This window comes from Mesorhizobium erdmanii USDA 3471 (genome assembly GCF_000472705.1).
Taxonomy (GTDB): Bacteria; Pseudomonadota; Alphaproteobacteria; order Rhizobiales; family Rhizobiaceae; genus Mesorhizobium; species Mesorhizobium erdmanii.
On the sequence record NZ_AXAE01000005.1, the window covers coordinates 21,297 to 39,890 of the forward strand.

General features: G+C 64.1%; 18 protein-coding genes. 17 read left to right on the top strand and 1 reads right to left on the bottom strand.

Features of this window, described 5'->3' with window-relative positions; genetic code table 11:
• Positions 1 to 302: 302 nt before the first annotated feature.
• The 10 genes from A3AU_RS1000000137465 (at position 303) to A3AU_RS0100185 (ending at position 9,425) form a co-directional block, all read left to right on the top strand.
• Positions 303 to 467, top strand: coding sequence for a DUF3309 family protein (locus A3AU_RS1000000137465; RefSeq protein WP_064988046.1), 165 nt, complete (start codon positions 303 to 305; stop codon positions 465 to 467).
• A 393-nt stretch (positions 468 to 860) separates the two neighbouring features.
• Positions 861 to 1,586, top strand: a complete 726-nt coding sequence (locus tag A3AU_RS0100145; RefSeq protein ID WP_027050952.1) for a GntR family transcriptional regulator — start codon at positions 861 to 863, stop codon at positions 1,584 to 1,586.
• A gap of 3 nt (positions 1,587 to 1,589) precedes the next feature.
• Positions 1,590 to 2,618 (top strand): ADP-ribosylglycohydrolase family protein, encoded by a 1,029-nt coding sequence (locus tag A3AU_RS0100150; protein WP_027050953.1) that lies wholly within the window; start codon positions 1,590 to 1,592, stop codon positions 2,616 to 2,618.
• A complete protein-coding gene (locus A3AU_RS0100155; protein WP_027050954.1) occupies positions 2,615 to 3,592 on the top strand; it encodes a PfkB family carbohydrate kinase in 978 nt (325 codons plus the stop codon). Before A3AU_RS0100150 ends, A3AU_RS0100155 begins: the two co-directional genes overlap by 4 nt.
• A gap of 40 nt (positions 3,593 to 3,632) precedes the next feature.
• Positions 3,633 to 4,694: an ABC transporter substrate-binding protein gene (locus A3AU_RS0100160; RefSeq protein WP_027050955.1), complete on the top strand. Its 1,062-nt coding sequence runs from the start codon at positions 3,633 to 3,635 to the stop codon at positions 4,692 to 4,694.
• Between the two features lie 69 nt (positions 4,695 to 4,763).
• Positions 4,764 to 5,633, top strand: a complete 870-nt coding sequence (locus A3AU_RS0100165) for an ABC transporter permease (protein ID WP_027050956.1) — start codon at positions 4,764 to 4,766, stop codon at positions 5,631 to 5,633.
• Positions 5,633 to 6,421, top strand: a complete 789-nt coding sequence (locus A3AU_RS0100170; protein ID WP_027050957.1) for an ABC transporter permease — start codon at positions 5,633 to 5,635, stop codon at positions 6,419 to 6,421. The genes A3AU_RS0100165 and A3AU_RS0100170 overlap by 1 nt, the downstream gene beginning before the upstream one ends.
• Positions 6,421 to 7,488 (top strand): ABC transporter ATP-binding protein, encoded by a 1,068-nt coding sequence (locus tag A3AU_RS0100175; RefSeq protein WP_027050958.1) that lies wholly within the window; start codon positions 6,421 to 6,423, stop codon positions 7,486 to 7,488. The genes A3AU_RS0100170 and A3AU_RS0100175 overlap by 1 nt, the downstream gene beginning before the upstream one ends.
• A gap of 240 nt (positions 7,489 to 7,728) precedes the next feature.
• Entirely contained in the window at positions 7,729 to 8,979 is a 1,251-nt protein-coding gene (locus A3AU_RS0100180) for an aconitase X (RefSeq protein WP_027050959.1), read from the top strand.
• Positions 8,976 to 9,425, top strand: a complete 450-nt coding sequence (locus A3AU_RS0100185; protein WP_027050960.1) for an aconitase X swivel domain-containing protein — start codon at positions 8,976 to 8,978, stop codon at positions 9,423 to 9,425. Before A3AU_RS0100180 ends, A3AU_RS0100185 begins: the two co-directional genes overlap by 4 nt.
• Before the next feature lie 4 nt (positions 9,426 to 9,429).
• On the opposite strand, the gene A3AU_RS0100190 is transcribed toward A3AU_RS0100185, so the two are convergent.
• A complete protein-coding gene (locus tag A3AU_RS0100190) occupies positions 9,430 to 10,458 on the bottom strand; it encodes a LacI family DNA-binding transcriptional regulator (RefSeq protein WP_027050961.1) in 1,029 nt (342 codons plus the stop codon).
• A gap of 357 nt (positions 10,459 to 10,815) precedes the next feature.
• Between A3AU_RS0100190 and A3AU_RS0100195 the strand changes: the two genes are divergently transcribed.
• From A3AU_RS0100195 to A3AU_RS0100225, 7 genes are all read left to right on the top strand, one after another.
• Positions 10,816 to 12,429, top strand: coding sequence for an extracellular solute-binding protein (locus A3AU_RS0100195; protein WP_027050962.1), 1,614 nt, complete (start codon positions 10,816 to 10,818; stop codon positions 12,427 to 12,429).
• A gap of 101 nt (positions 12,430 to 12,530) precedes the next feature.
• A complete protein-coding gene (locus A3AU_RS0100200) occupies positions 12,531 to 13,391 on the top strand; it encodes a carbohydrate ABC transporter permease (protein WP_027050963.1) in 861 nt (286 codons plus the stop codon).
• Entirely contained in the window at positions 13,388 to 14,344 is a 957-nt protein-coding gene (locus tag A3AU_RS0100205) for a carbohydrate ABC transporter permease (RefSeq protein ID WP_027050964.1), read from the top strand. Before A3AU_RS0100200 ends, A3AU_RS0100205 begins: the two co-directional genes overlap by 4 nt.
• A complete protein-coding gene (locus A3AU_RS0100210; RefSeq protein ID WP_027050965.1) occupies positions 14,341 to 15,432 on the top strand; it encodes an ABC transporter ATP-binding protein in 1,092 nt (363 codons plus the stop codon). Before A3AU_RS0100205 ends, A3AU_RS0100210 begins: the two co-directional genes overlap by 4 nt.
• A gap of 1 nt (position 15,433) precedes the next feature.
• Positions 15,434 to 16,495: an ABC transporter ATP-binding protein gene (locus A3AU_RS0100215; protein ID WP_027050966.1), complete on the top strand. Its 1,062-nt coding sequence runs from the start codon at positions 15,434 to 15,436 to the stop codon at positions 16,493 to 16,495.
• Positions 16,496 to 16,530: 35 nt separating this feature from the next.
• Positions 16,531 to 17,640: a Gfo/Idh/MocA family protein gene (locus A3AU_RS0100220; protein ID WP_032916651.1), complete on the top strand. Its 1,110-nt coding sequence runs from the start codon at positions 16,531 to 16,533 to the stop codon at positions 17,638 to 17,640.
• 26 nt (positions 17,641 to 17,666) lie between these two features.
• On the top strand, positions 17,667 to 18,581 hold the full coding sequence (locus tag A3AU_RS0100225; protein ID WP_027050968.1) for a sugar phosphate isomerase/epimerase family protein: 915 nt from the start codon (positions 17,667 to 17,669) through the stop codon (positions 18,579 to 18,581).
• Positions 18,582 to 18,594: the final 13 nt, after the last annotated feature.

Below are 18,594 nucleotides of genomic sequence, written 5' to 3' on the forward strand. Positions count from 1 at the left end.
TTTCAGTAGCGTGGGGTTCGGAAGTGCGGAACCAGCCGTGAGGCTTTGACCGCACTCTCCTGACCTCCGGCCGGTCGGAAAGCCCGCCGTCCAGGCGGGCTTTCTGCATCTTCAGTGGTTCCAATCTCGCCCCTGTCTTGCCGGTGGGGTATCTGGCCTCTTGGTTTCCCGGCGAAATCTCTTCCTTGCGGATACCACTCTACGATCATACGGAACGGTAAGGCTGCCCGAACGTTCTCTTCTCCGAAACATCGTATGCGACGATGTTAGCCAGCGCGTCAGCGCCTACAGGAGCGGGAACCATGAGCTTAGGCACCATACTCATCATCATTCTTGTCATTGCGCTGCTTGGCGGCTTCAGCGGCCTCGGCGGCGGACCCTTCTACGGAACAGGTTACTATGGTGGCGGCGGACTCGGGCTTGTGCTCCTGATCATCATCGTCCTTGTCGTCCTCGGGCGAATTTAGAAGCTCGCAAAGCTTCGGATGGTCGCGATCTCGTGACCAGTTCCCGGTCGCGGCGCACCGGATTGTGATGACGACAAGCCGGCTTGTGATCCAAAATTCTTCGCGACTCTCGTATTGTCAATTCGGTCCACACCCCCCGTGGAAACAAGAGGACAGGGTCCCACCCCTTCATCCTCCTCCAAGGCCCGCCCCGGTATCCCGGAGCGGGCTTTCTTCTTTCCAAGGCAATTGTTTTGAAGGCTCGCCGCCCCGGCCCTTCATCGACGACGAGCATTCCGGCTTGACCGCCGGGCACCGTCAGTCAGTGCCCTCTGATCTTCCAGCGATCGTTGACAGGCTTGTCTCGGCCATATATTGAACAGGACTATACAGGTTCACTGAACAGGTATGAATATGAAGCGGCGCGCGGTTCAACTGTCTCCCGGCACGGGCAAGCCCGAGCAGATCGCCACTGTTCTGGAGCATGAAATCCGCTCCGGCGTGCTTGGCTTCGGCGATCGCCTGCAAAGCGAGAACGAGCTCGTCCAACGCTTCTCCGTCAGTCGCAACACGGTCCGCAAGGGCCTCGAGGAACTGTCCAGCCGCGGCCTGATCACCACCAAGGTGGGCATTGGCTCTTTCGTTACCTTTGACGGCAAGCCGGTCGACGACGCCATAGGCTGGTCGCGTGCGCTGGCCAACGCCGGTGCCAATGCCGAGACGAGGACGCTGCGGCTGGAGGTCATCGAAGACGCCGATCTCGCTGCCTTGCTGGAGATCGACAGCCCGTTCTTCATCGCCGTCGACCGGGTGCGCACCAATGCCAGCGATGGCCACGCGATTTCCATCGAGCGCAGCCGGCTGCCCCTGTCGCCGGAGCTGGAGGATGTGCCGCTCCGTGGCCTGCGCGAAGGCTCGCTGCACCAGACGCTGCGCGCCGCCGGCCTCATTCCCGACCATGGCGAGGAATGGGTCGGCATAGAGATGCTCAACGCCGAGGACGCGGCGATCCTTGGCTGCCCGCTAGGGACGCCCTTCCTGCGCGGCCGCCGGCTGACGCGGGCGGCCGACGACCGGCCGATCGAATATGTCACCAGCCTGCTCAATCCCGCGCATTTCGCGCTGCATATGAGGTTCTGAGCGATGCCGGACATGCTTGATCGCGCCATGGGCGCGCTTGTTGGCGGAGCGCTGGGAGACGCGCTCGGCATGCCGACGCAGCTTTTGTCGCCGGCGCGCATTGCCGAACTTCATGGCCATGTCGAGGATTTCATCGCGCCCTTCGCCGACCATCCGGTGTCCAAGGGACTTCTGGCCGGCACCATCACCGACGATACCGAACAGGCGCTGCTGCTCGGCCGTATATTGGTCGAATCCGGCGAGCGTTTCGATCATGCGCGCTGGGTCAACGCGCTGCTCGACTGGGAGCGCGAGGTCAAGGCGCGCGGCAGCTACGACCTTCTGGGTCCTTCGACCAAGCGCGCCATCGACGCCATCAACAATGGCGTGCCGGCCGAGGAAGCGGGGCGCGGCGGCGACACCAATGGAGCGGCCATGCGCATCGCGCCAGTCGGCATCATGATGCCGCTGGAGCCGCTCGATACATTCGTCGCCAAGGTGGCGGAGACCTGCCGGGCGACACACAACACCTCGATCGCCATAGCATCGGCAGCGGCGGTCGCGGCCGCCGTCAGCCGCGGCGTCGCCGGGGGTGACTGGCGCGCCGCGTCCGACAGTGCCGTGGCGGCGGCGAGGCGAGGGGCGACGCTTGGCCATTGGGTGACCGGCGGCGACATCGCCGCGCGCATCGTCTGGGCGCAGGACCTGGTGCGTGGCAAGGTGACGAGGGACGCCATCCGGCTGATCACCGATCTGGTCGGCACCGGCGTCGCCAGCCAGGAATCGGTTCCGGCGGCCTTCGCTGTGCTGGAAGTCGCTGATGGCGATCCTTGGCAAGCGGCGGTCATCAGCGCCAATCTCGGCGGCGACACCGACACGATTGGCGCTATCGCGGCAGGCATGGCCGGCGCCTGCACGGGCTTTTCGCGGCTGCCGCAGCAGCATATCGCGCGGCTGAAGGGCATCGACATGGCCGACGTTCGCGTGTTGGCCGCCGACCTCGTCGCTGCAAGGGTGGCGAGAGCCGGGTCCGGCAAGGACGCGGCTGCGTGAGCGGCCGTCTCGTCCATATCGGCAGCGCGGTGGTGGATTATGTCTACCGCATCGATGCCTTGCCGGCGCCCGGAATGGAAAAGACCGCATCGAGCTTCGCCCAGGTAGCCGGCGGTGGCTTCAATATGATGGTTGCCGCGGCCCGCACCGGCACGAAAGTCGTGTTCGGCGGCCAGCTCGGCAGTGGGCCGAACGGCGATTTCCTGCGCGCCGCCTTCGCAGCCGCAGGCATCGAGACGCTAACGCCGCCAGCGCCCGCCATGGACAGCGGCAATTGCGTCGCCATGATATCGAGCGATGCCGAACGCACCTTCGTCTCGTGGCCCGGTGCCGAAAGTGTGCTCAGCCTCGACATGATGGCGCCGGTATCGGTGGCGCCTGGTGATTGGGTGTTCGCCTCGGGCTATACGCTGAGCTATGCGGGCAGCCGCGACGCGCTTACCGACTGGATCGAGGCGCTGCCGGGAAACATTCCCTTCGTCTTCGACCCGACACCGATCATTTCAGACATTCCGCGCTCGATCCTGTCGCGTGTGCTTGCCCGCACCACCTGGCTGAGCTGCAACGCGACGGAAGCCGCGGAGATCGCCGGTCCTGGTGATGTCGAGGACCTCGCGGTGCGGCTGCTTGCCGAGCATTGCCCGCAGGCGGCGGGTGTCGTCATCCGCTCCGCCGCCAAGGGCTGCCATGTCGCGCTGGCCGACGGTACGGCGCAGACCGTTGCCGGGTTCAAGGTCGATGCCGTCGACACCAACGGCGCCGGCGACACCCATATCGGCGCTTTCGTCAGCGCCTTGGCGCGTGGCGCGCCGCCCTTTGAAGCAGCGCGCTACGCCAATGCGGCGGCGGCCATTTCGGTCACCCGCCACGGCGGTTCATCGGCGCCGACCGATGCCGAGATCCAGACTTTCCTGAGCCAGGCCGCCGCGACCGGCGCGCCGGGCCAGAACCAGAAGGCCCATCAGACAGCCTGACAAGCCCCGCCGAAGCGGGCAAACAAAGAGAGGAACCGACATGCGCATGCCAAGACTGACTGCTCTGTTGACGGCGACCGCCGTCCTCACCACCGCCTTCACGCTGGCCGCCAGTGCCGCTGAAGTGCATGTGCTCAACTGGAAGGGCTACGGCGCCGACGAGCCATGGGCCGTCCAGGCCTTCGAAAAAGCCACCGGCAACAAGGTCGTCAACGACTTCTTCAATTCCGAACAGGAAATGCTGACCAAGATCCGGACCAATCCGGGCCTCTACGACGTCGTCATGATCAACGCCGCCTTCAACGACCAGGCGATGTCCGAGAAGCTGATACAGCCGATCGATACGTCCAAGCTGCCGAACTATGCCGATATCAGCAAGGACAAGGCGGGCTCGCCGATGCTCGACCATGACGGCAAGGTCTATGGCGTGCCGTGGGTCTGGGGCCTGACCGCGCTCGCCATCAATGAAAAATCCTTCGACAAGCCACCGACGTCGATCGCAGAAATGTGGGATCCCGCGCATAAGGGTCGTGTCATCATCCGCGACGACGCCGTCGAGGCGGTGCAGTTCGGCGCCATCGCCACCGGCCAGAACATCAACGACATCAAGGATATGGACGCCGTCAAGACGAAGCTCACCTCGCTGATGCCGCAGATCAAGACTTTCTGGAGCTCGGAGAACGACTGGAACCAGATGGTCGCCTCCAACCAGATCGACATCGGCACCTATTGGAGCGGCTCGGCCGACCGCGCCAAGACCCACTTCAAGCTTCCGGTGTCGCTGGTCATTCCCAAGGAAGGCGCGGTCGCCTGGCTCGACGCGTTCTCGATCCCGGCCGGTTCGAAGAATGTCGAAGGCGCGCAGGCCTTCATCAACTGGATGATCGACCCGAAATTCTATGTCGAATGGGTCACCAAGGTCGGCGCTCCGGTGTCGGCCAACACCAAGGCGGTGGAGGCGCTGCCCGAGGATGCCTTCAACCGCAAGGTGATGGGCGACCCCGAAGTCGCCAAGCGCATCCAGTTCCAGGCGCCGATCACCGATGCCCAGCGCGAGGCCTATCTGGCGCTGTGGCAGCAGCTCAAGGTCGACGTGAAGTAGGCTTACATCCGGACCAGCCGGCGGTTCGCGCCGGCTGGTTCTTTCAATCCTGGGGAGGAGGAGGATGGCATGGCAGTACCAGGCGCGACCGCATCGCGCAGCGGGCTGAGATCGGCCCTGCCGCTGCTGGCGCCGGCCTATCTCTGGCTGACGGTGGCGATCTTCCTGCCGCTGTCGGCCATGGTCTTCTTCTCCTTCATGACTGACCTGCCGCTGTCCGGAAAGCCGTGGGCATTCACGCTGGGCAATTACGCCGCCTTCTTCTCGCAAAGCCTCTACCTGACACTGCTGCTCGCCTCGCTGCGCCTCGGTCTCGAAGTGACTTTGTGGTGCGTCGTCATCGGCTACCCGGCGGCCTATGTGCTCGCCAAGGTGCTAAAGGGACGCAGCCGCGAGGCAATCTTCCTGCTGGTCATCCTGCCGTTCTGGTCGAACGGGCTGGTGCGCATTTTTTCCTGGGCCATGGTTCTGCGCGAGGGCGGCATCCTGGACACCGCGCTCAACGCCGTGCTGCCGTTCAAGATCAACATCGATCTGATGTATTCCTACCCGGCCGTCATTATCGGCCTGGTGCACTCCTATGTGCCCTACATGGTGTTGACCTGCTACCTCACGCTGCAGGCGATCGACGACTCGCTGATCGAGGCCGGGCGCTCGCTCGGCGCCTCGCGGCTGCAGGTGCTGAAGCGGGTGATCATCCCGCTGTCCTTGCCCGGCCTGGTGGCGGGCGCGGCGCTGATCTTCGTGCCGGTCGTCGGTTCCTTCATGGAGCCGCGCATTCTCGGCGGGCGCACAGGAACCTTCTACGGCACCGTCATCGAGGACCAGTTCGTGGCCGTGTTCAACTGGCCACTTGGTGCCGCGCTGTCCTTCATCCTGCTCGCCGTCGTGCTGGTCATCCTGGCCGTCGCCGCGCCGGTGCTCAGGAGGGCTGCCTGATGATGACCACCCGCATCCTCGAAGGGCTTGGCCGCTTCTACATCGGGCTGCTGCTCGCCTTCCTCTATCTGCCTATCATCATCATGGCGCTGATGTCGTTCAACGTCTCGCCCTTCTACCAGCTGCCGTTCGAGTGGACGACGGAATGGTATGCGTCGCTGTGGCACAACGACCAGCTTATCGCGGCCACCTGGAACAGCCTCGAGATCGCAATCGTCACCACCATCATCTGCGTGGTGCTCGGCTCGGCCGCGTCGCTGGCGCTTTATCGATATGAGTTTCGCGGCAAGAAGCTGCTGCAGGCGCTGCTGTTTCCGCCGATCGCCATTCCGTGGCTGATCACCGGCACGGCGATGCTGATCTTCTTCTTCGGCGTCGGCATCGGGCGCGGCCTGTTCGCCATCCTGCTCGGCCATGTCGCGCTGGCGCTGCCCTACGTGATCGTCGTGGTCTCGGCGCGGCTGCAGACCTTCGCGCCGGAACTGGAAGAAGCGGCGCGCTCGCTTGGCGCCAACCAGTGGCAGGTCACGATGCGTGTCACGCTGCCCTGGATCATGCCGGGCGTCATTGCCGGCGGGCTGTTCGCCTTCGCGGTGTCGTTCGACCAGTTCGTCGTCTCCTATTTCCTGGCGACGCCCGGTCAGACGACGCTGCCGGTCGAAATCTACGCCGCGATCCGCAAGGGTTTCACGCCCGAGATCAATGCGGTCTCGACCATCATCATCGTCGTGTCGATGGCGCTCATGCTGCTGACGGCGCGCTTCTTCAAATTCGGCGGAGAGAAATAATGGCCGGCGTGCAGGTATCAAACGTCTCGCGCAGCTTCGGCGCGCACAAGGCGCTGGACGACGTGTCGATCGATTTCGCCGATGGCGGCTTCTATGCGCTGCTCGGGCCATCCGGCAGCGGCAAGACCACGCTGCTGCGCCAGATCGCCGGTTTCGATTTTCCCGACTCTGGCCGCATTTCCATCGGCGGCGAGAGCGTGGAGCGGGTGCCGGTCGAAAAGCGGCGCATCGGCATGGTGTTCCAAAACTATGCGCTGTTTCCCAATATGAGCGTCGCCGACAATGTCGCCTTCGGCCTGTCGGTGCGCGGCGAGAACAAGGCGGTGATTGCCTCCGAGGTGCAGCGCGCGCTCGACCTCGTGCAATTGGGCAAGCTTGGCAGACGGCGTCCGCACCAGCTGTCCGGCGGCCAGCGCCAGCGTGTCGCGCTGGCGCGCGCCATCGTCACTAAGCCGCGCGTGCTGTTGCTGGACGAGCCGCTGGGCGCGCTCGACAAGGCGCTGCGCGTCGACATGCAGATCGAACTGAAGCGTATCCAGCGCGAGATCGGCATCACCACCATCTTCGTCACCCACGACCAGGAAGAAGCGCTGACGATGAGCGACCGCATCGGCATTCTGCGCGACGGCAGGCTGGTGCAGGAAGGGCCGCCGGAGGAAATCTACGACCGGCCGAAAAGCGAATTCGCCGCCACCTTCCTCGGCAACGCCAACATCTTTCGCGGCGATGCGACCGGCAACGGCATCCGCCTGCCGGACGGCACGGCAATCGCGGCAAAGGTGGGCGACCGGCTTGCCGGCGGCGCCAAGGCCAGCTGCGCCGTGCGGCCCGAGCGCATAAGGATTGCGACGGACGCCGTGGTTTCGGATGCAGCCGATGCGAATATGCTCAAGGGCAAGGTCTCCAAGCGTATCTTCGCCGGCAACAACAGCACCTATTTCGTCGAGCGCGCCGGCCAGACGCTGAAAGTCATCGTGCAGAACACCGGCGCCGACAGGCTGGCGGAGGGGCAAGATGTGGTGCTGCGTTGGTCGCCGGAGAGCACGGTGTTGATCGCGGCTGGGTAGGTAGCGCGGTTCGATAGCTGGGACTGTCGGCGTTCCGTGGCGTCCCCCCTCTGTCCTGCCGGACATCTCCCCCACAAGGGGGGAGATTGGCTGTCGCCACCGATTTCGCAAATGTCCTGCATTGCAAGAATGAGCGCCAGGGTCGAAGCTGCCAATCTCCCCCCTTGTGGGGGAGATGCCCGGCAGGGCAGAGGGGGGCGCTGTCCCTCCGTCCTTTCCGACAACGAGCCGGGAGCTGCAATGACCTTGGAATTAACCGCACGGGACCGCTCCATGCTCGACGGCGGACAAGGCCCGTCCGCGGCCGCCGCGATGAAAATCCTCGTCGCCTTCTCCAACGCCATCGGCGCGCGCGGCCTGCTCGACATATCGGGCGCCCATATCGATGGTTGCCTTTATCATGGCAAGGCCGGGCTCGATTTCGTCGAACGGCTGGTCGAGGGCGGCGGCCGCGTGCAGGTGCCGACGACGCTCAATGTCGGCTCGTTCGATCTCATCCACCCCGGCATGGTGAAGATGCCGGCGGCGGAAGAGGTGCCGGCGCGGCGGCTGATGAAGGCGCATCTGGAGCTTGGCTGCCAGGCGACCTTCACCTGCGCGCCCTATCAGACGCGCTTCCGGCCTGACTTCGGACAGCAGATCGCGTGGGGCGAATCCAACGCCATCGTCTTTACTAATTCGGTGATCGGCGCCCGCACCAACCGCTATGGCGACTTCATCGATCTGTGCTGCGCGATGACCGGACGCGCGCCGGCCTGGGGCCTGCATCTCAGCGAAAACCGGCGCGGCCGCATCCTGTTCGACCTGGACATTGCCGAGGCCGAACCAAGCGACAGCCTGTTCGTCGGGGTCGGGCTGATCATCGGCCAAGCCAGCGGCGACCGCATTCCGGTGATCTCAGGCCTGCCGAAGCCGCGTGACGAGGACCAGTTGAAGGCGCTGGGTGCCGCGGCCGCGACGACGGGTGCGGTGGCGCTGTTCCATGCGATCGGGATCACCCCCGAAGCGCGGACGCTGGATGAGGCGTTCCAGGGTCATCTTCCTGAAGAGACCATACGCATCGCCCGGGCCGATATCGATCAGGCGCTAGCCAGGCTGTCGGGGGTGCCCGACGGTGCGTCGCTTGCAGCCGTGTCGCTGGGCACGCCGCATTTCTCGCATGAGGAATGGATGCGCCTGTTGCCGATGCTGCGGGAGGCTGCACCCGGCAGAGGCATCCCGATCTACGTCAACACCGGGCGTGCGACGCTGACGCGGCTGCGGGAGGAGGGCGCGCTGGCCGGCATGGAGGCTTTCGGCCTGATCCCGGTCGCCGACACCTGCACCTATGTCACCGCGATCCTCAAGCGGCTCGACGGCGTGGTGATGACCAATTCCGGCAAATGGGCGCATTACGCGCCGGGCAATATCGGCGTGACCGTCGCTTTCGCCGAGATGAAGGACTGCATCCGTTCCGCCGCCGTCGGCCATGTCGTGCGAGGTGTCTCATGACACCAGAGGCGGGAACGGCAGTCGTCGAACGGCTGGGCACTTTCCAACTTGCCGGCGAGGCCGATGGCCTGGCTCTGGTGTTCTCGCAGCCGCTCAGCTTCTGGGGCGGCATCGACGCCGAGACTGGGGAGATCATCGACCATTCGCATCCAGGGCTTGGCCAGAGCGTCACCGGCAGGATCCTGGTCATGCCGAGCGGGCGCGGCTCGTCGTCTTCGTCCTCGGTGCTGGCCGAAGCGATCCGCAGGGGAACGGCGCCGGCCGGCATTCTTCTGGAGCGTCCGGACCCGATCCTGGCGGTAGGCGCCATCGTCGCCGAGTTTCTCTACGACATCCATATGCCGCTGGTGGTGTGCGACATTTCCGGCATTGTCTCCAGCGACCGGATCGCGATCGGTGCGGATGAGGATGGTGGGGCGATGATAAGAGTTAGAGCAAAAAGCTAACCGCTCAGATCTCCGGGATATTCTCCTTGAAGATCACCTGCAGCCTCGGCTGGTGCAACTCATAGGGCAGCCCGCGGACCGCGTGGGTCAGCGTGTTGAGCGCCTCGCGCGCCTCGACGCGCGGGTTCTGGTCGATGACGGCATCGAGCGTGCCGTCGAGCAGAAGGTCCTTGGTGCCGTCGGTCACCTCGTGGCCGAGGAAAACCATGGATTGCGCGCGGCCGCGTTCCTTGAGCGCGCGGGCGATGCCGGTGTTGCCGGCGCCGACATTGTAGATGGCGGCAAGGTCGGGGTGGCGGTCCAGAAGTGCCGATGCTTCCGAATAGGCCTTCTCGCGGTCGTCGAGCATTTCGCGCATCTCGACGATCTCGAGATTGGGGGATTCCTCGGTCAATATGTGCCGGAACCCCATCTCGCGTTCCTCATGGCCGCGATAGGACAGCGAGCCGGCGAACAGCGCCACCTTGCCGGGGCGTTCCGGCCCCATGAAGCGGTTGAGCAGATAACCGGCCAGCCGCCCGGCGGCGCGGTTGTCGATGCCGATATAGGCGACCCTGGGCACATGCAGGATGTCGGAGGCGATGGTCACCACCTTGACATCGTTGGCCGACAGCGAGCGGAGCGCCTCGCGCACCGTCGGATGATCGAGCGCGATGACGCCGACGCCTTGCGTCTGTCCGCGCAAATCCTGCAGCAGGCGAGCGAGCCGGTCGGGGTTGAAGCCCTCTATGGTGGCGATGTGGACATCAAGATCGGGGCGCGCCACGGCCTGCGCCTCGATGTGACGATGCAGCATCTTGATGAAGGAATTGGTGCCGGCCGGCAGCGCGAAGTCGAGCCGGATGACCTCGCCGGGTAAGGGCCGTGGCGGCGCCCCGTTTGGGCTTTCGGCGATGTAGCCGAGGCGCTGCGCCATTTCGAGCACGATCTCGCGCGTGCGCGCCCGCACGCCGGGACGGTTGTTCAGCACGCGGTCGACGGTGGCGGCGGAAACGCCGGCTTCCCGGGCTATGTCGGTCAGGGTGGAACGCACCGTCTTTCATCTCCTCAACGCATCAGGATCACGCAATGCCGGCGGCCCGTCTGACGGCGACGGCTGCCAGCCATCGGCGATTCTGATGGGAAATGATGTATCCGGCCTTGGTCGAAGCGCAAGCCTTCGGACTAAATCAGGTCGCCCGGCACTGCTGTTCCAGGACGGGAAGACACATTTCCCATCAAATCGAGGCATAAGGAGCGATATATGAATCCCGGTATGACGCATTTCCTCGCCCCATTGCGATGTTGTGAGGTGTTTTGATTATTTATGATGTTGACAGCCTTCCGATACTGCCGTCAATATCCCTCATGGGCTCGTGGAGGAAACCTTGGCCCTGAGGGAGGAATTCCAATGTCTGATCTGATCCGCATATCGCGGCGCCGATTGTTGGCGTCCGGAGGAAAGGCGGCGGCGTTCGTGGCCGCGGCCGGTATTGCACCGCAGTTCATCCGCCCCGGCCGCGCCTTTGCCGCCGACGCACTGGCGCCGGGCATGATCGGCGGCCCGACCGGCTTCGAGGGCGCCGAGCGTTACCAATATGGCGCCGACACGCCGGAAGGCCGCGCCATCGAGGCGGCCAAGGCGCTGAAGGGGGCAGGCAAGGCGCCGGCCAAGATCGTGCTCGGCCTGTCTGACGGCTCGATCGGCCAGCTCACGCAGCCTTTCCCGGCCGGCGCGCCATCGATCAGGGAACTGTGGGAAAAGGAAACCGGGATTCCGATCGAGATCGTCGGCTTGCCGAACGGCCAGGAATTCACCAAGACGATGCAGGACATCTCCACCAAGGGTGGGGCCTACGACATCTATTCCACCGAATGGAACCGCCTTGGCGATCTCGCCGAAACCGGCGGCATCGCCAAGCTCGACGACTTCGTGGCCCAGTACAAGCCTGAATGGGACGACCCCAAGACCGGTTATGTCGACGGCGCCAAGGGCGTGTCGCTGCTCAACAAATATCGCGGCTCGAACTATGGCGTGTCGCTCGACGGCGACTTCCAGACCTGGGTCTATCGCACCGACCTGTTTGGCGACGCGGCCGAGCAGAAGGCGTTCAAGGACAAATACGGCTACGATCTGGCGCCGCCGAAAACCTGGAAACAGCATGGCGATATCGCCGCCTTCTTCCAGCGCCCGGACAAGGGCCTGTTCGGCTCGACCGATCTGCGCAACCAGGGCTGGGGCTACACCAACTGGTATCAGCGCTATGTATCGATGGCCTCGCCCAACCAGTTCCTGTTCGGCGACGACGGCAAGCCGCTGATCAATTCCGAGCATGGCATCGCCGCCACCAACGAATATGTGGAATCGCTCGTCCACCATTCGCCGGATGCGATCTCGTGGGGCTGGCCGGAGCAGTACGGCAATTTCGCCAAGGGCGGGGCGGCGATGACCTGTGCCTTCTCCAACCTGCCGAAATTCCTCGACAATGCCGGCAACAAGGATTCGGCCGTCACCGGCAAGATCGGCTCGATGCTGCCGCCGGGCCGAGAGATCGACGGCAAGCTGATCAGCCGCTCCGTTCTGTGGTTCTCGCTGACCGGCATGGTCTCGTCGCAGTCGAAAAACCAGGAGGTCGCCTACCTCCTGCTGCAATGGCTGGGCTCGGCCCGCATCTACGCCTGGATGAGCGCCAACCCCGGCGGCTATCTCGATCCGTTCCGCCTTTCGGACTTCTCCGATCCGCTGGTGCGGCAGACCTACCACGCCTACCACATGGACGTGGTGCGAGAGACGGTCGCCCGCACGGTGCCGACCATCAACTATCCCGGCGCCACCGCCTTCCACAATGCGCTCGACGAAAACCTCATGGCCTCGCTGACCAAGGCCAAGACATCGGAGCAGGCGATGGCCGACACCGAGGCCGAGTGGAAGAAGATCGCCCGGCGCATCGGCGAGGACAAATTGCTCGAAGCCATCAGAACCAACAAGGAGGCCTGGCCGACCGTTCTCGATCCGATCAGCTGATCCGTCTCCCTGGATCAGAGCTGTCTCCGGTCCAAACAAGCTGAGGGGAAGAGCGAAAGCTCTTCCCCTCAGCACTCAACGCCACCAGCAAAAGCAGCCAGATGAAGCGTTCCGTTCCTTTCGAGATATTCCGCTACGCCGCGATCCTCGCGGCGATGGCGGTGACGCTGGTGCCGATCCTGTGGATGGTATCGATGGCCTTCAAGCCGATCGCCGAATGGTCGGCGACCGGCGCCGACCTGACATGGTGGCCGAAGAATCCGACGCTCAGCAACTTCCGCTTCGTGTTCGGCGACTCCACCAACAGCCTGATCGTCGCGCTCGACCGCACCGCGCTGAAGCCGATCCTGTCGTCGCTCTTGTCGGCGGTGTTCGGCACCGCCATCGCCATGTCGGCCGGCACGGCGGCGGCCTATGGGCTGTCGCGCTTCGGCTCGGGCCAGAACCTGCCGCTGGCGCTGATCCAGCTCAGGCTGTTTCCGCCGATGGCGGTGATGATCCCGGTGATGATCATGTGGTCGTTCCTGAACTTCACCGACAGCTGGTGGGGCCTGGCGCTGATCTATGGTATCGTCACCTTGCCGTTCGCCTTCTGGCTGATGAAGACCTTCTTCGACGACATGCCGCGCGAGATCGAGGAGGCCGCCCTTGTCGAAGGCTGTTCGCGGCTGCGCGTCTTCACCCGCATCACGCTGCCGATGATGCGCGCGCCGCTGGCCAGCGCCGCCCTCTTCGTCTTCATCCTCAACTGGTCGGATTATCTGATCGCACTGCTTCTGACGACGCGCGAATGGGTGACCATCCCCGTCTACATGGCCTCGCTGTCGTCCTCGATGACGGGCCAGCTCTACGGCGCCAAGGCAGCGCTCGGGCTCATCGCCGCGGTGCCGCCGGTGATCATGGGCATCGCCATTCAGCGCCATCTGGTGCGTGGGCTCACCTTCGGGGCGCTCAAGCAATGAGCGCGGTGATGACGACGATTTCGGAGGGCGAGATGGACGCGCGGACAAAGCCGGCCCTGCGTGACGAAGGCGCGCGGCTGGGTTTCCGGCTGACGCTGCCGGCGCAGATCCTGGTGCTGTTCATCTCGGCCTTTCCGCTTTTGATGCAGCTCTACATCAGCGTCACCGACTGGTCGCCGCTCTCGGGTCTCGGCTGGTGGAATGCGTGGGAGATGTGGAACAGTTTCGCCAACTACACCGATCTCGCCGCCGATGCCCGCTTCTGGAGCGCGTTGAAACGCACGGCGATCGTCATGGTCGTCTGCGTGCCGGCTGAGTTCCTGCTGGGCCTCGCACTGGCGACGCTGTTCGCCGATGATTTTCCCGGCAAGCGCATCTTCTATTCGATCCTGCTGATGCCGATGATGGTGGTGCCGGCGGTGGCCGGCTACATGTTCTTCATGCTGTTCCAGTCGGGCGGCCCGGTGAACGACATCCTGTCGTCGCTAACAGGTTCTCCGGTCACCATCGCCTGGCTGTCGGACCCGACGCTGGCGCTGATCGCGGTGATGATCGCCGATATCTGGCAGTGGACGCCGCTGATGTTCCTCATCCTGCTTGCCGGCCTGGTCGGCGTGCCGGAGGATCAGATCAAGGCCGCGACCTTGCTCGGCGCCAATCCCTGGCAGCGCTTCACCACCATCGTGCTGCCGAAGATGAAGACCATCATCGTCATCGCGCTGGCGATCCGCGTTATCGAGAACTTCAAGATCTTCGACACGCTCTACATCATGACCGGCGGTGGCCCCGGCGTCGCCACGGAAACGATCTCCGTCTACATCTACAAGGTCACCACGCAGGATCTGATCTGGGGCTATGTCGCGGCGATCGCGCTCGCCATCCTGGTCGTCCTCTCCATCGTCGCCGTGTTCGCCATGAAGCGCATGGCGCGGACAAAACAGGTGGCGGCATGAGCGCGATCCAGCTCAGGCATCTCACCAAGACATTCGGCGACTTCACCGCGCTGAAGACGATGGACCTCGAGATAGCGGACGGCGAGTTCATGGCGCTGCTCGGGCCATCGGGTTGCGGCAAGTCGACGACGATGAACATGATCGCCGGCATGGAAGAGCCGAGCAGCGGCAATATCCTGTTCGGCGAGCGCGACATGGCCGGCGTGCCGATGGGGCGGCGCGGCGTCGGCTTCGTGTTCCAGAACTATGCCATCTTTACCCATATGACGGTGCGCCAGAACCTCGCCTACGGGCCGAGGATGCGCGGCGCCACCAAGGCCGAGATCGACCGCCGCGTCGGCGCCATCGCCGAGCTGCTGCAATTGACGCCGCTGCTCGACCGCAAGGCCGACCGGCTGTCGGTCAACATCCTGCAGCGTGTGGCGATCGGCCGCTCGGCGATCATGGAGCCGGCGATCTTCCTGCTCGATGAGCCGCTGTCCAATGTCGACGCCGCCTTCCGGGCGGTGATGCGCACCGAGCTGAAACAGCTGCAGCGCCAGTTCAGGCAGACCATGGTCTATGTCACGCACGACCAGCTCGAGGCGATGACCATGGCCGACCGCATCGCCGTCATGGACCATGGCGTGCTGCAGCAAGTCGGCACGCCGCTCGAGGTCTACAACAATCCGGCCAATGTCTTCGTCGCCCGCTTCATCGGCGCGCCGGGCATGAACCTGCTCAAGGGTAGGCCGGCGCAGAGTGATCGCGGGCTGGTTATCGATCTCGGCCCGCTGGGCATCACGCCACCCCTGCCGGATGAATTGGCTACCACCTTGCGTGCCGCACGCGGCGACGTGCTTTACGGCTTCCGGCCGGAACAGGTGGCTTTGGCGCCGGACAGGCGCGGGCTTGCCATGCCGGTCACCTTCGTCGAGCGCATCGGCGCACGCACCATCGTCCATCTCGGCGAAGGCGAGGGCACCGTGAAAGCGGTCTTCGACAATGATGTCGGGCTGTCGATCGGGCAAACCGCGGCCGTCGCGCCAACAGCGGCGGCGGTGCGCGTCTTCGACGCTGCCTCCGGCGTTGCGATGAAGGCAGGTTGAGATGGCTGACATCGTCTTTCGTAATGTGACCAAGCGCTACGGCAGCACGCTCGCCGTCGACGCCGCCTCGTTCACGGTCAACGACAATGAGTTCTTCTGCTTCTTCGGGCCGCCGCTGTCGGGCAAGTCGACGATCCTGCGCCTGGTGCTCGGGCTGGAAGCGCCGGACGCCGGCGAGATCCTGATCGGCGGCAGACCGGTCAACGCGGTGTCGCCGGCCGAGCGCAATGTCGCCATGGTGTTCCAGAACCTGGCGCTGTTCCCGCATATGAGTGCGCTCGACAATGTGCGCTTCCCCCTGGTCGAACGCGGGGTCGCCGAGCTCCAGATCAAAAAACGGGTCGCCGATGTCGCGGCCAAGCTGCATATCGGCCATATCCTGCACAAGCCGCCGGCGCAGCTTTCGGGCGGCGAGCGGCAGCGCGTGGCGATCGCGCGTGCGCTGGTGCGCGATCCCAACGCCTATCTGATGGACGATCCGATCTCGGCACTCGATGCGAGGCTGCGCGAGGAAACGCGGGTCGAGCTGAAGCGCATCCAGCGCGAGCTCGGCAAGACGCTGATCTATGTCACCCATGACCAGGAGGAGGCAATGTCGATCGCCGACCGCATCGCCATCCTGGACAATGGCAAGATCAGGCAGGTCGGCGCCCCGGCCGAGATCTATGACCGCCCGGCCAGCACCTATGTGGCGCGGCTGCTCGGTTCGCCTGTCATGAACATCCTGAAATCGGCGCGCGGCGAGGGCGGCGTCGAGGCGGCCGAAGGCACGATCCGGATTGCCGACAAGGCTGCTCCCGCCGATGCAATCGAGATCGGGCTAAGGCCGGAAGATATCAAGGTCAGTCCGTGGGCGGATGGTGGCCAGGGCCGCCCGGCGCGGGTGTTCGAGGTCGAGCCGCTTGGCGGCTATACCGTGGTGACACTCGCCGCCGGGCAGGCGCGGCTGAAGGCGCTGCTGCGCGGCCAGCCTGACATCAGGCCCGATGCGATGGTGGCGATATCCTGCGAGCCGGCGCGCGTGCATTATTTCGGGCAGAGCGGAGGCGCGTTGGCGAGATGATTGCGGCCGCGAGGACAGAATTTCGGGAGGAAGACATGGCAGGCAAAGGCTTCGAGCCGGACGTGAAGGTCCGCACCAAGGAATACAGGATCGGCTGCGTCGGCGCCGGCATGATCATGGCCGAGTGCCATCTCGCTGCTTACAAGGAGGCTGGCTTTCCAGTCGTGGCGATCGCGTCGCGCACCCCTGCGAACGCGCAGAAGGTCGCGACACGCTGGGGCATCCCGACCGTGCATGATACGCCCGAACAGCTGATCGAGGACGATGCCGTCGAGATCATCGACCTTGCCTTCCCGCCGGACCAGCAGCCGGCGCTGATCCGCCATGCGCTGAAGCAGAAGCACATCAAGGCGATCTTGGCGCAGAAGCCCCTGGCGCTGTCGGTCGAGGAAGCGGTCAAGCTGCGCGACGAGGCGGCGAAAGCCGGCAAGATCCTCTCGGTCAACCAGAACATGCGTTACGACCAGTCGATGCGCGTGTTGAAGCAGATCATCGACAGCGGCGCGCTCGGCGACATCGTCTTCGCGCAGATCGACATGCACGCCATCCCGCATTGGCAAACCTTCCTCGAGGATTACGACCGGCTGACGCTCGCCAATATGAGCGTGCACCATCTCGACGTGCTGCGCTTTCTGTTCGGCGATCCCGATGAGATCACCACGCTGACGCGCAAGGATCCGCGCACGACATTCGACCATCTGGACGGCATCACCGTGTCGACCCTGCGCTTCCCCACGGGCGTGCTCGCCGTGTCGCTGGAGGATGTCTGGTCCGGTCCGCGCCAGGAGGGCTACAAGGACGACCAGCACATCAACTGGCGTGTCGACGGCACCAGGGGTGTCGCCAAGGGCACGATCGGCTGGCCGACAGGTGCGGCCTCGACGCTGACCTATGCCTCGGCCGAGACGACCGGCGGCGAATGGGTCAGCCCGAGCTGGGAGACGATGTGGTTCCCGCATGCCTTCATCGGCGTCATGGAGCAGCTGCAGCATGCGGTGAAGAACGGCACGCCGCCGGCGCTCTCCGTCGCCGACAACGTCAAGACCATGGCGCTGGTTGAGGCGGGCTACCGGTCGATGGCATCCGGCCGCACGGTCAGGCTTTCCGAGATCGCCATCAACGCAACCGAAACACCAGACAACTGAATCGCTTACAGGGAGGAATTCACACCATGATGCAGGCAGGTATTTTCACGGGCTATTTCCCGTACGGCCTCGAAGAGACGGCACAGAAGATCCGCGGCCTCGGTTTCAACACGGTGCAGCTCGACCTGCATTTCAAGGATGTCGACCTGTCGGCTGGCCAGATCACCAAGGACAAGGCCAAGAAGGTGCGCGATGTCTTCCGCGACCACAATCTGCCGGTCTGCTGCGTGTCGGGCTATACCAACATCATCCATCCGGACAAGGCCGAACGCGAGAAGCGCGTCGGCTACCTCAAGGAGATCATCCGCAACGCCCGCCATTTCGGCTCGCCTTACGTGATCTCGGAAACCGGCACCTACAACACCGAATCCGACTGGGTGCATCACCCCAAGAACAAGACCGAGGAAGGTTTCGAGGAGTGCCGCAAGGTGATCGCGGACCTTGCGCAGACGGCTTACGACCACGGCGCGGTGTTCCTGCTCGAAACCTATGTCAACAACGTCGTCGGCTCGGTCGAGGAGACGGTGAAGATGTTCGCGCAGGTCGACCATCCCGGCCTTGGCCTGTTGATGGACCCGACCAACTATTTCGAGACCCACAATATCGACCGTATGGACCAGATCCTGAACCAGGTGTTCGACACGCTGACCGACAAGATCAGGATCGCGCATGCCAAGGACGTCAAGCGCTCGGGCGACGACAAGTCGGAGAAGCACGCCGATATCGGCGACGCCGATGCGATGGAAAGCCATACTTTCCGCGGCGTTGGCGAGATCGAGCTGCCGGCGCCGGGTCTCGGCTCGCTGAACTACGACCTCTATCTCAAGCGGCTGGCTGAGAAGCACCCGAACATCCCGGTGATCATCGAGCATCTGTCGGAGGACGACGTGCCGCGCGCCAAGAAATTCCTCGACGGGAAATTCCGCGCCAACGGCCTTTGAGGATTATTCCGCG

Bases quoted from the DNA above. Each gene is read 5' to 3' on its own strand.
- A3AU_RS0100165 (WP_027050956.1), top strand. From the start codon at position 4,764: ATGGCAGTACCAGGCGCGACCGCATCGCGCAGCGGGCTGAGATCGGCC.
- A3AU_RS0100170 (WP_027050957.1), top strand. From the start codon at position 5,633: ATGATGACCACCCGCATCCTCGAAGGGCTTGGCCGCTTCTACATCGGG.
- A3AU_RS0100160 (WP_027050955.1), top strand. From the start codon at position 3,633: ATGCGCATGCCAAGACTGACTGCTCTGTTGACGGCGACCGCCGTCCTC.
- A3AU_RS0100200 (WP_027050963.1), top strand. From the start codon at position 12,531: ATGAAGCGTTCCGTTCCTTTCGAGATATTCCGCTACGCCGCGATCCTC.
- A3AU_RS0100175 (WP_027050958.1), top strand. From the start codon at position 6,421: ATGGCCGGCGTGCAGGTATCAAACGTCTCGCGCAGCTTCGGCGCGCAC.
- A3AU_RS0100195 (WP_027050962.1), top strand. From the start codon at position 10,816: ATGTCTGATCTGATCCGCATATCGCGGCGCCGATTGTTGGCGTCCGGA.
- A3AU_RS0100180 (WP_027050959.1), top strand. From the start codon at position 7,729: ATGACCTTGGAATTAACCGCACGGGACCGCTCCATGCTCGACGGCGGA.
- A3AU_RS0100145 (WP_027050952.1), top strand. From the start codon at position 861: ATGAAGCGGCGCGCGGTTCAACTGTCTCCCGGCACGGGCAAGCCCGAG.
- A3AU_RS0100210 (WP_027050965.1), top strand. From the start codon at position 14,341: ATGAGCGCGATCCAGCTCAGGCATCTCACCAAGACATTCGGCGACTTC.
- A3AU_RS0100150 (WP_027050953.1), top strand. From the start codon at position 1,590: ATGCCGGACATGCTTGATCGCGCCATGGGCGCGCTTGTTGGCGGAGCG.
- A3AU_RS0100185 (WP_027050960.1), top strand. From the start codon at position 8,976: ATGACACCAGAGGCGGGAACGGCAGTCGTCGAACGGCTGGGCACTTTC.
- A3AU_RS0100220 (WP_032916651.1), top strand. From the start codon at position 16,531: ATGGCAGGCAAAGGCTTCGAGCCGGACGTGAAGGTCCGCACCAAGGAA.
- A3AU_RS1000000137465 (WP_064988046.1), top strand. From the start codon at position 303: ATGAGCTTAGGCACCATACTCATCATCATTCTTGTCATTGCGCTGCTT.
- A3AU_RS0100205 (WP_027050964.1), top strand. From the start codon at position 13,388: ATGAGCGCGGTGATGACGACGATTTCGGAGGGCGAGATGGACGCGCGG.
- A3AU_RS0100215 (WP_027050966.1), top strand. From the start codon at position 15,434: ATGGCTGACATCGTCTTTCGTAATGTGACCAAGCGCTACGGCAGCACG.
- A3AU_RS0100225 (WP_027050968.1), top strand. From the start codon at position 17,667: ATGATGCAGGCAGGTATTTTCACGGGCTATTTCCCGTACGGCCTCGAA.